The organism is Streptomyces sp. NPDC059008 (assembly GCF_042749045.1).
Lineage (GTDB): Bacteria > Actinomycetota > Actinomycetes > Streptomycetales > Streptomycetaceae > Streptomyces.
On record NZ_JBHYJC010000005.1, the window covers coordinates 200,681 to 216,763 of the forward strand.

9 protein-coding genes are annotated in these 16,083 nt (G+C 71.6%); 8 read left to right on the forward strand and 1 reads right to left on the reverse strand.

What is annotated here, in order from left to right; translation table 11 throughout:
- Positions 1-159 precede the first annotated feature (159 nt).
- The 8 genes from ACFWZH_RS10040 (at position 160) to ACFWZH_RS10075 (ending at position 14,399) form a co-directional block, all read left to right on the forward strand.
- A complete protein-coding gene (locus tag ACFWZH_RS10040; protein WP_384427632.1) occupies positions 160-3,381 on the forward strand; it encodes an NACHT domain-containing protein in 3,222 nt (1,073 codons plus the stop codon).
- Between the two features lie 269 nt (positions 3,382-3,650).
- The gene (locus ACFWZH_RS10045; RefSeq protein WP_384427634.1) at positions 3,651-5,693 is read left to right on the forward strand and encodes an ATP-binding protein; all 2,043 of its coding nucleotides are present in this window, start codon (positions 3,651-3,653) and stop codon (positions 5,691-5,693) included.
- A gap of 6 nt (positions 5,694-5,699) precedes the next feature.
- Positions 5,700-7,292, forward strand: a complete 1,593-nt coding sequence (locus ACFWZH_RS10050) for an ABC transporter substrate-binding protein (RefSeq protein ID WP_384427636.1) — start codon at positions 5,700-5,702, stop codon at positions 7,290-7,292.
- A gap of 159 nt (positions 7,293-7,451) precedes the next feature.
- Complete coding sequence (locus tag ACFWZH_RS10055) at positions 7,452-7,748, forward strand: hypothetical protein (protein ID WP_384427637.1); 297 nt, start codon at positions 7,452-7,454, stop codon at positions 7,746-7,748.
- 224 nt (positions 7,749-7,972) lie between these two features.
- The gene (locus tag ACFWZH_RS10060; protein ID WP_384427744.1) at positions 7,973-9,025 is read left to right on the forward strand and encodes a chitinase; all 1,053 of its coding nucleotides are present in this window, start codon (positions 7,973-7,975) and stop codon (positions 9,023-9,025) included.
- A 112-nt stretch (positions 9,026-9,137) separates the two neighbouring features.
- The gene (polX, locus tag ACFWZH_RS10065; RefSeq protein WP_384427639.1) at positions 9,138-10,877 is read left to right on the forward strand and encodes a DNA polymerase/3'-5' exonuclease PolX; all 1,740 of its coding nucleotides are present in this window, start codon (positions 9,138-9,140) and stop codon (positions 10,875-10,877) included.
- A 38-nt stretch (positions 10,878-10,915) separates the two neighbouring features.
- Complete coding sequence (locus ACFWZH_RS10070) at positions 10,916-12,064, forward strand: hypothetical protein (protein ID WP_384427641.1); 1,149 nt, start codon at positions 10,916-10,918, stop codon at positions 12,062-12,064.
- A gap of 163 nt (positions 12,065-12,227) precedes the next feature.
- The gene (locus tag ACFWZH_RS10075) at positions 12,228-14,399 is read left to right on the forward strand and encodes a hypothetical protein (RefSeq protein ID WP_384427643.1); all 2,172 of its coding nucleotides are present in this window, start codon (positions 12,228-12,230) and stop codon (positions 14,397-14,399) included.
- Between the two features lie 177 nt (positions 14,400-14,576).
- Here the strand turns inward: ACFWZH_RS10075 and ACFWZH_RS10080 are convergent, their stop codons facing one another.
- Positions 14,577-16,022 carry a glyceraldehyde-3-phosphate dehydrogenase gene (locus ACFWZH_RS10080; RefSeq protein ID WP_384427644.1) on the reverse strand — a complete coding sequence of 482 codons (1,446 nt, stop codon included), beginning with the start codon at positions 16,020-16,022 and terminating at the stop codon, positions 14,577-14,579.
- Between the last annotated feature and the right edge of the window lie 61 nt (positions 16,023-16,083).

Consider the following 16,083-nt stretch of genomic DNA (forward strand, 5'->3'; position numbering starts at 1 on the left):
CGCTTCCCGCCTGGTCGGCGTAGTACAGGTGCGGCGCTGGCGCGCGGCACGGGGGCCGTGCGCCCTGACGTGAGACGGGCCTGCGCGGATAAGGTGAACAGGCATCGGGGGGACCGCGGGCCCGGTACGGCCTGCGGCGCTGGTGAGGGAGGGGCTGCTGTGGACGGCGGCACGGTGGGGCTGCGGATCGCGTCGGCGGTGGTCGTCCCCCTGCTCAAGCGGCTGCTGCTGCCGCCCGCGAAGGCGCCGGGGGCGGAGTTCGGCGAACGTCCGATCCCGATCCGGCGGCTGGTGTCCTTCGCCAAGGAGCACCGCACCCTCACCGAGGACGATCTGCACAAGATCGCCCGCGAACTGGTCCGCCGGGCCGTGCGGGCCGCCGGGCCACATGATCCGCCGGTCGGCGCCGACGAGCACGACGCGGTCGGACAGGCGCTGACCCGCACCCTGCACGCCCTCGGCGACCTCGACATGGACGATGTGCAGGCCTTCGCCCTCGGACCCGAACGACTGGCCGCGGAGCTGTCCAGGGTCGCGGGCCCCAGCACCCGCCGGCTCCTGAGCGACGACGCCGCGCGCTTCCACGACCGGCTGCTGGAGACGGCCTGCGTCCATCTGGTGCGCTTCTTCAGCCAGCAGCCGGGCTTCGCGGCCCGCGCCCAGATCGAGCAGAGCCGCGAGCTCCGCGAGCAGAGCGAGAAGCTGGACCGGATTCTGCAGCGGCTGCCGGACGTCAGCCGGCAGGACACGCAGTTCGAGGAGGAGTACGCGCGCTATGTCGTCGAGTGCCACGGCCGGCTGACGATCTACGGCGTCGATCTGCGCGAACCGGACGGCCAGGACTGGCCGTTGGAGACGGCCTATCTGAGCCTGGAGGCCATGCCGTACCGCGGCGGGGCCGATCCGATTCCGGTCGCGAACGGCGGGCCGGGCACCGACCGGGACGTGGAGACCGAACGGGCCGCGGGCCCGGCCGACGCGGTGTTCGCCAGCCATGAGCGGGTGCTGCTGCGCGGGGTGGCCGGGACCGGCAAGACGACCCTGGTGCAGTGGCTGGCGATCACCACGGCGCAGCAGGAGCGGGTGCCGGGCGGCCTGTCGCAGCTGCTCGGACGCGTCCCGTTCGTGCTGCCGTTGCGCACCCTGGCGCGCAAGGACGCCGAACTGCCGATGCCCGAGGACTTCCTGCGCTGGATCGGCTGTCCGCTGGTGGGCACCCAGCCCGAGGGCTGGGCGGCGCGGGTTCTCCAGCACGGCCGCGGTGTGCTGCTGATCGACGGGGCCGACGAGATCCCGAAGGACGACCGGACCCGCGTCCGGGCGTGGATCAGGAAGCTGCTCGCCGTCTTCCCCGGCAATCTGTGGCTGCTCACCTCCCGACCGTCCGCCCTGGAGCGGGGCTGGCTCGGGCGCGAGGGCTTCGAGGAGTTCACGCTCACCGCGATGCGGCCCGCCGACATGAAGCAGTTCATCCGGCGCTGGCACACGGCTGCCGGGGCGTCGCACGAGCTCGGTGAGTCGCTCACGCTGTCGCTGCGCAGCAGCCCCGAGCTGAGCCGGCTGGCGACCAACCCGCTGATGTGCGGTCTGATCTGCGCCCTGCACCGCGAGCGCCGCGGCTTTCTGCCCCAGGGCCGCGCCTCCCTCTACGAGGCGGCGCTCTCCATGCTGTTGGAGCGCCGCGACCTGGAACGCGAGGTGTACGGCCGCAGCCGTAGGCCGGAGCTGGACGAGAAGGCCGCCACGGAGCCGCTGCAGAAACTCGCGTACTGGCTGATCCGCAACGAGCGGACGCAGCTGGACTGGCCGGACGCGGTGGACGTGGTGCGGCGGCTGCAGCCCTCCGTGCCCCGACTGGCCGAGGTCGGGACGGCCGAGGAGGCCCTGCAGCACCTCCTGGAGCGGTCCGGTCTGCTGCGCGAACCCGCCTCCGGCGCCGTGGACTTCATCCATCGGACCTTCCAGGACTTTCTGGGCGCCAAGGCCGTGCTGGAGGAGCGCGATATGGGCATGCTGGTGAACAACGCACACTTGGACCAGTGGGAGGACGTGGTGCAGATGGCCGTCGCACAGGCCCGTCACCAAGAGCGCGCCGACCTGCTGACGCGCCTGCGGGAGCGCGGGGACCGGGAGAAGGACGCCGCGGTGCAGGCGAGGCTGCGGCTCCTCGCGCTGGCATCGCTGGAGCAGGCCACCCGCCTCGAACCGACCGTGCGCCAGGCCATCGAGGACCGGGCCGCGCGGATGGTGCCGCCGCGCAGTCTGCGCGAGGCCAGGTCGCTGGCGCGTACCGGCCCGCTGCTGCTGGGCCTGCTGCCCCGGGCGGGGGATCTGGCGGGCGACGAGGAGCTGGCCACCGTCCACGCGATATGCCAGATCGGTGGAGACGCCGCCATTCCCAGGCTCCGGGAGTTCCTGGGCACCGACCAGCCCGCGGTACGCGCGCAACTCCTCGGCCACTGGGACCGGTTCGACACGGACGTGTACGCCGAGGAGATCGTGCGCCCCCTGCTCGAAGCCGCCCCCGAGGAGGCCGTCACCGTACGCTCGCGCGCCGAGCTGGACGCCCTGCGCACCATGTCGGGGTATCAGCGCGTGGGACTGCACGGCGACTTCAGCCCCGAGGAGATCCGCTCCGCGCTCGACCCGCGCCGGTTGCGCGAACTGCGGCTGCGCAACACCCTGCAGCTGGAGGATCTCGATCTGCTCTCCGCCTACCCCGGGCTCGAAACGCTGGTCCTGCAGGGGTGCCGGAACGTGAAGGACCCCGAGCCGCTGACCCGACTGCCGCGTCTGCAGCGGCTGGAACTGCGGGACCTGCCACAGTTCGAGCCGCTGCTGGAACTGGCGGACTGCCCGCGGCTGGAGGGACTCCTGGTAGGGCCGGAGGTGCCCTGGCGCGGTCTGCCCGACCTGCCGCGCGCCGCCGAGCTGCGCCTGCTGTCGCTGCCGCCGGCCGCGGCCCAGATGGCGGGCATCGTGGCCTGCCGGGGGCTTGAGGAGCTGCGGCTGCAGGACGCCAGCGAGCGCCTGACGCCGGACGAATGGGGCTCGCTCATCGGCGAGTTGCCGAACCTGCGCAGGCTGACCCTCTCCCCGCAGCAGCTGAGCATGCTGCTGTTCGCGCCGCGCACCCAGATTCCCCAGGTCACCCACCTCGACGTGCGGGCCAGGGCCGGTTCGGCGGTACCGCTGCGGCGGATCGCGCTGCGCCTTCCGGGGCTCGAGGAGATCCATCTGTCGCAGGTCTCGGAGCTCGATCTGGCCTCGCTGGCCGGGCTGCGCCGGCTGCGCCGGGTCCGGCTCGCCTACCCGGGGGAGGTCCGTGGGGCGGACGCGCTTGCGGAGAGCGTCGAGCTGGAGATCTATCCGCACCCCTGACGCACCGTCGATGCGCCGTCGTTGCGCCCCCTGACGCCGGGCGTGCCACCGCTCGCGCCCCGCGTACGCCGCCGGTTCCAGCGGTCACAACCAGGTGACGCAGTGTGGCGTTCGCCTGGCGGGCGGTTTGCGGCGCCTGTAAGTTCTATGACTCCAGGCGTGGTTGATACGGGTGTCATGCGGCTGAATTTCTCGGGGGAACGGTGCCGCCCGCCTCCGAGGTTGCGGCTGTCTGGCAGCCACGGACGACGGAGGCAGGACGCAGCCAGATGCGCATATGGGAAGGGTCACCGCTCTATGGCCGGGACCCGCTGCTGCGCTCGCTCATCCCCCGGCTCACGGGCCTGGCCTACGACGAGAGGTCCCGGACGGCCCGGGAGCATGCGGGCGACCTGCCCGTGGTGCTGCTGACGGGGCACCACGGCATGGGGCGCAGCGCCGTCCTCAAGGAACTGGCGGCGCGCTACGCCGGCCGGCTGCCCGTCGCCCACGTCCGGGCGGTGGCGGCGGAGTCCGACGCGGTCCGGCCCGTCCCGTCCGACGGCACGGCCGTCGCCTCGACGTGCGTGGAGATCCTGACCGAGCTGGTGTACGGGCTCGCGCCGGCGCTGCGCCGGCGCTTCCCCGTGCTGCTGCCCGGGCTGTTCGCGGTCTCCGGCTGGCGGCACGGCAACGGCGAGCAGCGGGACGCGGCGTGCCTGCGCTACGCCCGGCTGCTGCTCGCCTGCCGCCTCGCCACCGGGAGCGAGAACGCCCTGCGGCAGGCCTGGGCCACCGCCGTCGAGGGCCGTCTGGAGGGGGCGGTCGAGGCGGCGGGGAGCCGGCGCGCGGTCACCGCCGCCGTGGTGGCGGAGTACGTCGACCGGCACCGTCCGGCCGCGGCCGTGGAGTGGTACCGGCGGCGGTTTCCGCCGGGCGCGGAGGGCCAGGATCCGCTGGTGCTCCTCGGGGAGTGGTTCCAGCAGGGCGGCGACTACCGGCACGCGGCCGAGCAGAGCCTGATGGCCGCCTTCCTGCGCGATGTCTCCGCCTCGTACGGCAGGCTGCAGCGGTGGAACCGCGAGCCCTGGCCGCTCGTCCTGCTGGACGACGCGCACTGCGCCGCGGGGCAGGACTTCCTCGAACTGCTCCTGGAGCACCGGTCGCGGCCCACCCGTGCCGAGCGCGAGGAGCTGGTCGTCGTGGCCACCCGGCTCGGCGGCTTACCGGAGAACGCGCCCGCTGCGGTCCGCCGCGCGCTGCCCGACCTGGTGAAGTCCTCCGGCTGGGAGCGCAAGGGCCTCGCCCCGTCCGCCGGGGTGCTCGCCGTGGCCCTCACCCCGCTGAACCGCGACGACATCCTGCCCCTGCTGGTGCCGGACCGGCCGGCCCGGCCGCTGCACCCGTATCTGGCCACCGCCGTGCACTCCCTGACCGGCGGGCACCCCGCGGCGGCCACGGTGCTGTGCGCTGCGGTGCTTCACGCGACGGAGCAGGGCGCCGACGTGGCACCGCGCGACCTCCTGGAGTTGACCGCCCCGGGCGGCCGCCCCGTCACCGAAGCGCTCCTGGAGCGGCTGCTGCCCAACCGGCGCCAGCGCGAGCGGCTGACCCTGCTCTCGCTCGCCCGCGACAGCACGGCCGCGGAGGCGTTGGCCGGCCATCTGCGGCTGCAGGGCCCCGATCAGCTGCCCGCCAACTCCGCCACCGACTACCTCGAAGAGCAGCAGTGGCAGCAGTTCACCCCGCCGGACCGGCCGCTGGTCGGCGACGCCCTGCTGCAGACGCTGCTGGTGCACGAGGCGCGCCGCACCTCGCGGGGGGCCGACGACAGCCGCGGTTGGCAGGAGATCCACCGCTTTCTGCGGATGCACCACACCCAGCGCGGTGAGAGCGGGGAGGCGGACGCACTGCGGCACACGCTCGCGGCCGGGAACGCCGAGACGGTGGTGGCCACCCTGGCCGAGGAGTTCCAGTCGGAGCAGGACGAGCAGGGCGCCGCGCACTGGCTGCGGTGTCTGCAGTACGCCGCCACCGCCCCCACCCCGCCCGCCGGGGAGTGGACCGATGTGCGCATGCAGGTCGCGCTGGGCGCGCACGACGCCCGGTACGCGGACCCGCACGAGCGCTGTGTCAACCGGCTGCTGCACGCCCTGTGGCATGTGTCCGAGCCGTATGCGGAGCCGGACCCCGACATGTGCAAGGCGGTCGGCGAGGAGCTGGCGTACCTCTCGCCGCGGCACCCGTCCTGGCACGCCGTCCTCGGCCAGGCCGCCCGCAGCTGGCCTGCGGCGGCGCGGAAGAGGCGCCCCTTCCCCCTCCCCGGTCAGTGAGGAAGCATGCTGGTCCGTCTGTTCCGACGTCATCCCCGTGAGTGGGGGCCCATCGAGTGGCTGGCCGCCTTCGGGCTCGGTGTGCTGGCCGCCCTGGTGATCTTCTCCGTCGTCCGCCTCGTGCGGGGTCCCGGGCGGTGCGGTGGGGATCTGCAGGACGTCGGCGGAGACTGCGTGGGCGTCACCGCGGGCACCTTCGAGGCGGACCCGGGCATCGCCGGTCTCATCGAGGCGGTGGCGGACGAGAACGCCCGGGTGCGGCAGGACTGGGAGAACCCGCCGAGCGGCCCCAAGATCCCCTACGTGCGGATCGCGCTGATGATGCCCTTCACCGCGGACGACCACAGCGCGATGACAACGGACATGGTCCGGCGCGGACTTGCCGGTGCGCTGGCCGCGCAGCGGCAGGCCAACCGCTTCGCCGGACCGCACTACCAGCTGCTGCTCGCCCCCGACGGCCGGAACCTCGACGCGTGGCAGCCGGTCGTCCAGCGGCTCGCCGAGTTGGCCAAGGACACCCGGGCGCCGCTGGTCGGCGTGACCGGCATTCCGAGCAGCACGCCGGAGACCCGCAGGACGATCGCCGCACTCAGCGAGCACCGCATCCCCACCGTCGGCCCGGTGATCACCGCGGCCAACATGAACTCCCGGTACTTCTTCAAGACCTCGCCGAACAACGACCAGTTCGCCCGCGCCCTCGCGCTCTACCTGGACACCAAGCCGGGCAAGCACAAGGGCTTCCTGGTCTGGGACAACCGCGAGGAGGACGTCTACTCCAAGAACCTGCGCGCCGTCTTCGACAAGTACTTCGGCGCGGGGTACGACCTGGACAACCACCATTCGAACTTCACCGGCTCGTCCGGCACCGACAAGGGCATTCCCCAGCGGTTCACCGACGCCGTGCAGAAGATCTGCAGCGAGAAGTCCGACACCGTCTTCTTCGCCGGACGCGACCAGGACCTGCCCGCGTTCGTCGCGCGGCTGGCCCAGGAGGGCGGCTGCGGGCGCACCACGAAGCTGCGCGTGCTGAAGGTCGGCATCGGCCTGGAGCCCACGCTCACCGCGGACGCGCCCACGCGGTGGCTGAACGAGGCGCAGGCCACGATCGTCGACGCGTCCTCCGTCGATCCGGCCTGGTGGGGCGGGAAGGACAAGCCCGCGAAGGCGCTCGGCCGCTTCCTCGACCGCTTCGAGGAGCTCGACAAGGAGTACGAGCTGGGTGCCAAGCCGCTCGACGACGGCTACGCCGTGATGTACCACGACGCCTTCACCCTGCTCGCCGACGCCGTGGACCGCACCTTCAGCGAGATCAACGAGGGCGGGCAGCGGACCCCGGAGGCGCTCCGCATCCCCTCGAAGGACGACGTCTACAACACCCTGGTCATTCCGAGCATCGCCGGTGACAGCTGCAGCTCCTGTCTGGTCGGCGCCGCGGGCACCTACGGTTTCGAGGGGCCGGGCAAGAACGACCAGTGGGCGGTGTGCAAGCCCGTACCCGTCGTGGAGTACCCGGCGCCCGCCCGGCCCGGCAACCAGAGCCCGCTCCCGCTCTACCGCACCTACCGCGACGGCGCCAAGGACACCTGCCCCGCCTTCTGAGGCCGGCACCGGCCCGCCCGGTACGCGCCGGGGGCGGAGCGCCGCGGCGCGGCGGGGGACCGTAGGCGGAACCGGCGCGGCCGACCTACGGTGGGGTGAGAACGCCCCACCAGGGGCGACGGCAGATCACGCCGCCACAGCGTTCACCGGGAGGCGACCATGGAGGAGCACTTCGTCTGGGTGACTACGCGCCGCATCAAGCCGGGCACGTTGGAGGACTTCGAGCGGGCCTGGCGCCCGCATCCGTACCCGAGAGCGCTGCGCCGCGCCTACGCGTACTGGTCCGAGGACGGACACGAGATCACCGGCGTCTCGTTCTGGGACTCCAAGGAGGCATGCGACGCCTGGCGCGCCTCCGACGAGGAGCAGCGCCGCCGTACGGCCATGGCGCCCTTCGTGGTCGAGGAACGGGAGGGCTTCTACCGGGGTGGTGAGCTCACCGTCCCCGTTCACTGACAGCTCCCGGGGGGCGCCGCCCTGTGATGGCGCGCCCGTATGCGGCCGAGCCGCCCGCAGCGACCGATTTCCCGTTGGTCCATACCTCTTGACGATAGGTATGGACCAACTTACGTTGTGCCACGTCACCAACGCCCGGAGACCCGGACACCCCGCGGACTTCCCCGCCACACCGCACCCGGCCCTCGGTGACGCCCCGTCACGTCCGAAGGGAGCACCGCGTGATCGGTCGGATATCGCGTCTGCTGAGGGCCGGCCTGGCGACGGCCTGTGTCGTACCGATGCTGGTCTCCGCGGCACCGGGCGCACCCCGGGACGACGGCACCTGCGCGGTCAAGCCGAGGCCCTCGGGAAAGGTCCTCCAGGGGTACTGGGAGAACTGGGACGGCGCCGCGAACGGCGTCCATCCGCCGTTCGGCTGGACTCCGATCACCGACGCCCGTATCCGCGATCACGGATACAACGTCCTCAACACGGCGTTCCCCGTCATCCGCGCGGACGGCACGGTCCTGTGGGAGGACGGGATGGACGCGACCGTGAAGGTGCCGACCCCGGCCGAGATGTGCCAGGCCAAGGGCGAAGGCCTCACGGTCCTGATGTCCATCGGCGGAGCGTCGGCCGGTATCGACCTCAACTCCACCGACGTCGCCGACCGGTTCGTCGAAACGCTCGTGCCGATTCTGCAGAAGTACCACTTCGACGGCATCGACATCGACATCGAGACCGGCCTCACCGGCAGCGGCGACATCAACCGGTTGTCGGCCTCGCAGGCCAACCTCATCCGCATCATCGACGGCGTACTCGACCGGATGCCCCCGGACTTCGGTCTGACGATGGCGCCCGAGACGGCCTACGTCACCGGCGGCAGCGTGACCTACGGATCGATCTGGGGCGCCTACCTGCCCATCGTCAAGAAGTACGCGGACAACGGCCGGCTCTGGTGGCTGAACATGCAGTACTACAACGGCAGTATGTACGGGTGCCGGGGCGACTCGTACTCCGCCGGCACCCTGGAGGGGTTCACCACGCAGACGGACTGCCTCGACAAGGGCCTGACCGTCCAGGGCACCACCGTCCGGGTCCCCTACGACAAGCAGGTCCCCGGCCTGCCCGCGCAACCGGGCGCGGGCGGCGGTCATATGCCACCGCACCTGGTGACACAGGCCTGGAACAGCTACGACAACGGTCTGAAGGGCCTGATGACCTGGTCGCTCAACTGGGACGGGTCGAAGGACTGGACGTTCGGCGACAACGTCGAAGCCGCGCAGGGCCGCTGAAACCACCGTGCCGGGGACCGCGACATCGGCGCCCCTCCCCGCTCTCCTGGCGGCGCCGGCGACCGCGCCGCCAGGAGAGGCCCGGGGCACGCCGCCGCACTAAAATGGCCCTGTGGTCCGGCGCAACGAGGAGGTCGAGGCGCTGCTCCAGGAGTACGCGGACCTCGTCCTGATCACCGGCGGAGACGCGTTCAAGGCCCGCGCCTACGAGAAGGCCGCACGCGCCATCGGCAGCCATCATGCCGACGTCTCGAAGCTCGACGCCGAAGGCCTGCGGGAGATCCCGAACGTCGGCAGGTCCATCGCCGACAAGGTGATCGGCTATCTGCGGACCGGCAGCATGCCGGCCGTGGAGGACGTCCGGGCGAAGGTCCCCGCGGGCGTGCGGCAGCTGATGGCCATCCCCACCCTGGGGCCGCGCAAGGCCATGACGCTCTACCAGGACCTGCACATCTCCTCGGTGCCCGAACTCCTCGACGCCCTCCACGAGGAGCGGCTGCGCGACCTCAAGGGGTTCGGCCCCAAGACCGAGGAGAACATCCTGCACGGCATCGAACTGATGCAGGCCGCGGGCGAACGCGTGCCGATCAACGCCGCCATGGACGTCGCCGAGGAGATCGTGGCCGAGCTGTCCGCCCTGCCCGGCTGCGAGAACTGCGCCTACGCCGGGTCGCTGCGCCGTATGCGGGAGACGATCGGCGATGTGGACATCCTCGTGGCGGCGGTCCGCTCCGCCCCCTTCATGGACGCCTTCACCCGGCTTCCGGGCACGGCCGAGGTGATCGCCCAGGGCACGAAGAAGACCTCCGTGCGCACCACGAAGGGACTGCAGATCGATCTGCGGGTCGTGCCACCGGACTCCTGGGGCGCGGGGCTGCAGTACTTCACCGGCTCCAAGGCGCACAACATCCGCACCCGCGAGCGGGCCGTGCACCACAAGCTCAAGCTCTCGGAGTACGGCCTGTTCCACGCCAAGAGCGGAAAGAAGATCGTCTCGCAGACCGAGGAGGAGGTCTACGCCCGGCTCGGTCTGCCCTGGATCCCGCCGACGCTGCGGGAGGACCGCGGCGAGGTCGCCGCGGGGCTGCGCGGCGAGCTGCCGGACCTGGTCACGGAGGCGGACATCAGGGGCGACCTGCACACCCACACCGACCTCACCGACGGCCTGGCCCCGCTGGAGGAGATGGTGGAGGCCGCCGCCCGGCGGGGTCTGCGCTACTACGCGATCACCGACCACGCCCCGGACCTGGCCATGCAGCGGATGACCGACGACAAGGCGCTGGCCCAGCGCGAGCGGGTGCGCGAACTCGACGGCAGACACCGCAAGATGCGCCTGCTGCACGGCACCGAGCTCAACATCGGCCCGGACGGCACGGTGGACTGGCCGCAGGAGTTCCTGCGGGGCTTCGACCTCTGCGTGGCCTCCATCCACGCCTACTTCCAGCAGGGGCGCGACGCCCTGACCCGCCGGCTCGTGGCGGCCTGCGAGAACCCCGAGGTCAACATCATCGGGCACCCGACCACGCGGATCATCGGCCGCCGCCCGGGCCTGGACATGGACCTCGACGCGGTGTTCGCCGCCTGCGCACGCACCGGCACGGCGCTGGAGATCAACGCCCACCCCGACCGGCTCGACCTGTCCGACGAGCACATCCTGCGCGCCAAGCGGTACGGCGTGAAGTTCGCCGTCAACACCGACGCGCACGCACCACTGCACCTGGAGTACCTGCGCTACGGCGTGGGCATCGCACAGCGGGGCTGGCTGACTGCGGACGACGTGATCAACACCTGGCCCCTGGCCCGGCTGCGCCGATTCCTCCGTAAAGGGGGCTCTGCGGCCACATCGTCCTAGTCTGGTAGTACACACCGTCCCCGATCCGGGGGAAGATCATGGAACTCGGTTTTCTCAAGCCGCTCTTCGACCGTCTGGGCCCCTGGGCCTCCGTGTACATCGACACCACCCGCGCCACCGAGGACGCGCCACGGCAGCAGAAGCTCCGCGAGCGCGCCGTGGCCTCGCAGCTCATCGACGCGGGCGCCGACCCGTACACCTGCCGGGCCGTGGTGGACCGGCTCGCCCACGAACCGTCCTCCGGAGCACCTCCCGGCCGGGCCGTCTTCGCCGCGGGTGCCGAGGTCGTGCTCGACATCCCACTCAGCGTGACCCCGGTGCGCCTCGAGGCGACCTGGTCCCTGCTGCCGCACATCGCCCCGCTTCCCGGGCTGATCGGCGAGGAGCCGGCGTGCCTGGTCGCGTACATCGACCGCACCGGCGCCGATCTGGAGCTGCGCGACTCCCGGCGCAGCCGGGCCCTGGCCACGGCGCAGGGCCGGGAGTGGCGGGGGCGGGGGCACCGCAGCATCCCCACCGACCGGTACGAGTGGCACTACCGGAACAAGGTCGAGAACAGCTGGAACGAGACCGCCGACATCATCGCGGCCGAGATCGCCCGGCAGTGGCCGGAGACCGGCGCACGGCTGCTGGTCCTGACCGGCGACTCCCGCGAGCGCAGGGCCGTGTACAACCGGCTGCCCGAGCCGATCCGGGCCGCCACCGTCGAGGCCGAGAACGGCAGCAGGTCGGCGGGCGCCTCCAAGAGCGTCCTGGACCGCCAGATCGCACAGGCCCGCGCCGCGTACGCGCAGGCCCGCCTCGAAGAGGCGCTGGGCCGCTTCCGTGCCGGACGCGGCCGCCCCGGCGAGCACGGTGTGCGCGGGGCGGACAGCAACCCCGGGGACGCGGCGGAAGGCGTACCGGCCGTCGTGGACGCGGCCCGCAGCCATCAGGTGCACACGCTGCTCCTCGGGCAGGACGCGTCCGACGCGGGCCGCGACGTGTGGATCGGGCCGGGCGCCGACCAGGTCGCCGTCCAGCGCGGTCAGGCACAGGCGATGGGCGTCAGCAAGCCCGAGCGGGCACGGGCGGACGACGCCCTGCTGCGCTCCGCCGCGGCGGCCGACGCCGAGGTACTGCTCGTCCCCGAGGGCATCGCGGGCCCCGCGGGCGGCCTCGGCGCGGTTCTGCGCTGGAGCACATGACCCGGACCTGACGGGGTCTACCGGCGATCGTTCTTCGCCTCACTTGTCGCGCCGCCCGTCCTGGGGCCGTCACCTCACCGGCCGACCGCCCCGTCCTCCACCAGCGCGTTCCCCACCGGAAACCCGCATGCGCGGTCTCGTTCGGTAGTGGGATCATGCCGCGATGCACGACAGTCTCGAACCGCTGGTCATCCGGCACACCCTCCGTCTCCCCGCCCCCACCGGACCCGCCGGCGAGGGGGGCGTCGCAGCGCGGCAGTTCGACGCCGTGCTGATGTCCGTGGGCTTCAAGCTCTCGGCGGATTTGCTGGAGCAGTTGTCGGGGCTGTCCGAGGGCACGGTCGTCGACACCGCGGTGCGCACGCTGCGCACCGTGCGCCAGATGGTCGGCGACCACGTCCAGCACAACGTCTACTTCGTCGACTTCCCGGCCAACGTGCCCGACACGTTCGACTTCTGGATGCGGTGCGTGGCCGAGGCGCTCGCCGACGACACGGCGCGCCCCGGCACGATCGACCGGCTGCGACGCGGTGTCCTGGACCTGCTCACCCTCCCGTCCTACGGCAACTACCGCCACACCTATGCCGAGATGCTCGCCGCCCACGACGAGCTGATCGCCGCGGCGGGCGACCGCGTCACCGTCCTGCATCTGGGCAGCGACCCCGACGACGAGATCGGTGCGCTGTATCTGGCCCTGGCCGGATCCAGTACCCCCCTGGGCGACGACGACCTGCGCGATCTGCGGACCCTGGCCGAGCACCGCGTGCACGGTCCCCAGCCCGAGGCGATCCCGATCCGGGAGAACCGCGCGGTCGTCAACCGGGCCCGGCTCGGCGCCGGCGCGGACCTCCTGCTGGACACCGTCACCGATGTGCTCCGCCTAGCCTGCGCACTGTCGGACGGAGATGTGACCCTGAAGGAACCCACGCGGTTCACAGCGCTGTCGCGTCCGGTCCGCCGCGCGCTGCTCGCCGGCCTCGACGCCGTGGTCGCCGCGGCCCCCGACAAGCTCGCCGACGTCGGCGCGCACCGCGAGGCCTTCAAGCGCCTCGGCGAGCGCCTCCATCCGCACGAGTACCCGCGCTGGCCGCACGCCGCCGAGGTCTTCGCCGTCGCCCGGGGCGAGAAGCAGGCACGCTCCTTCGACAGCCGGGTGGAGGAGCTGCTCGGCGGGCAGGACGTCACGGGCGCGGCCGAGCTGCTGAAGGCCGCCCCCGGCAGGCTGTTCCGCTCGCTGGACCGCCTGCTGCGGACGGCTTCCACCCAGGCCGAGCGCGATGCGGTGGTGGCGGCCGCGGAGCAGGTCGCGCCCATGGTCGCGGGCCGGGTCGTGCTGTCGGTCCGCGAGCATCTGCACCACCGTGCCGGGGAGAGCGGCGAACGGCGCGTCTTCGTCAACCGCCTCGGCCGGGCCTGGGTCGCCTCCGACGAACGCCCCGTGGTGCCGCCCCCGGAACGCAAGCGCCTGATCGACGCGTTCGACGCCGAGATACGCCGCCGTCTGCCGTCCCCCGGCCATCTGCTGATCGACCCCGACGTCCTCGACGTCGCCCTCCCCCTCAGCGGCAAGGCGACCGCGGCCGGCCTCGGCGTACTGCCCCGCGGCTCGCTCTCCCCTGTCGACGGCGAACTGCTGCGCTTCTTCGTCCACTGGAAGCAGAGCCGCAGAACCACGGACTACGACCTGTCGGCGCTGATGCTCGACGCCGCCTACGCGACGGTCTCCTGGCTGTCCTACACCGCCCTCACCGAAGTCGAAGGCGAGCACTCCGGCGACATCACCGATGCGCCGGACGGTGCCTCGGAGTTCATCAATCTGCGCCTGGGCGCCGTGCGGGGCACCTTCATCGTGCCGCAGGTCAACATCTACTCGGGGGAGGGCTTCGAAGAGGTCGACGAGTCGTTCTTCGGCTTCATGCTGCGCGACGCCGATCAGCGCGGCCGCCCGTTCGAGCCGCGCACCGTGCGGATGAAGTCCGAGCTGCGCGGCCCCGGCCGGGTCGCGCTGCCGCTGGCGTTCCTGCGCGGGGAGGACGGCCGGTGGCGCGCCAAGTGGCTGCACCTGTACCTCAAGGGCCACCCGGCGGCCAACCAGGTCGAGGGGAACCGGGTGTCGGTCGCGGCACTGCTGCGCGGCATCGTCGAGCGCGAGCAGCTCACGGTCCGATACCTCACCGACCTGATGGCCGGCGGCACCACGACCGTGACGTTGTGGGACGGCAGGACGGTCCCGGACGGCCCCGTCACCTACATCGGACTGGAACGGCCCGACGGTCTGCCCGCCGGCTCCCGGATCCTGACCCCGGAAAACCTACGCGACCTGATCCCCGACTGACTGGTAGCGTTGAGCGCGGCGAGGCCATGAAGGGGCTTCCTTCTTATTCCTCTCTGACATAGTCCTTTCGCTTTCCTCGCCACCGACTTCGCGCCGCGTCCGGCGCACAGAGGCCTCCGGCCACCTCCCAGGGGAGATGGCCGGAGGCCTCTGTCATGCCGCGACGGTCCGACGGGATCAGACCACCGGCGCCGGGTAGGTCGGGTACTCGACCCCGGAGACGTGCTGCACGACCCGGATGACCTGGCAGGAGTAGCCGAACTCGTTGTCGTACCACAGGTAGAGGATCGCGTTGTCGCCGTCCACCTTGGTGGCGCCGGCGTCGACGATCGAGGCGTGGCGGGAGCCGACGAAGTCCATGGAGACGGCGTCGGGGGCGGTGGTGAAGTCGATCTGGCGCTTGAGCGGCGAGTGCAGCGAGACGTCGCGGAGGTAGTCGAGGACCTCCTCGCGGGTGGTCTCGCGGCCCAGGCGCAGGCTCAGGATGGCGATCGAGACGTCCGGGACGGGGACGCGGATCGAGCTGCCGGTGATGGGCGCCTTGAGGTCGGGCAGCGCCTTGGCGACGGCGGAGGCGGCACCGGTCTCGGTGATGACCATGTTGAGCGGCGCGGAACGGCCGCGGCGGTCGGCCTTGTGGTAGTTGTCCAGCAGGTTCTGGTCGTTGGTGAACGAGTGGACGGTCTCGACGTGGCCGCGCAGGACGCCGTACTCGTCGTCCATGGCCTTCAGCGGCGGGACGATCGCGTTGGTCGTGCAGGAGGCGCAGGACAGGATCTGCTCGTCCGGCTTGATCGTGTCGTGGTTGACGCCGTGGACGATGTTCGGGACGTCGCCCTTGCCCGGGGCGGTCAGGACGACCTTGTCGATACCGGGGCGCAGGTGCTTGGACAGGCCCTCGCGGTCGCGCCACTTGCCCGTGTTGTCGATGAGGATGGCGTCCTTGATGCCGTACGCGGTGTAGTCGACCTCGGACGGGTCGTTCGCGTAGATCACCCTGATCGCGTTGCCGTTGGCGATGATCGTGCTCGTCGCCTCGTCCACGGTGATGGTGCCCTGGAACTGACCGTGGATGGAGTCGCGGCGCAGCAGCGAGGCGCGCTTGACCAAGTCCGCCTCGCCGCCGCCGCGGACGACGATGGCACGCAGCCGCAGTCCGTTGCCGGAGCCGGCCTTCTCGATCAGCAGACGGGCGACGAGGCGGCCGATCCGGCCGAAGCCGTAGAGGACGACGTCGCGCCCCTCGCGGCACTCGATCTTGTTGGCACCCGTGGCGCCGGCGACGGCCTCGGCGGTGAACTCCTCCACCGTGAGACCGCGGTCGTCGGTCTTGTACGTCGCGGCGAGCATGCCGATGTCGATCTGGGAGGGGCCGAGATCGAGCGTGGTGAGAGCCTGCAGGAACGGCATGGTCTCGAGGACCGAGAGTTCCTCGCCGGCTATCTGCCGGGCGAACCGGTGGGTCTTGAGGATGCTGACCACCGACTTGTTCACCAAGGAGCGGCTGTGGAGGAGGACGGTGACGTCCCGCTCCCTGTGCAGCTTCCCGATGATCGGGATCATCGACTCCGCGATCTCCTCGCGGGTATTCCAGTTGGTGAACGAGTCGTCGTTGACAGTCACAGGCTTATCTTTCGAGCTAGGCGGTGCTCATATGCTAGCCCCTGCCCCTTCGGCCCCCTCA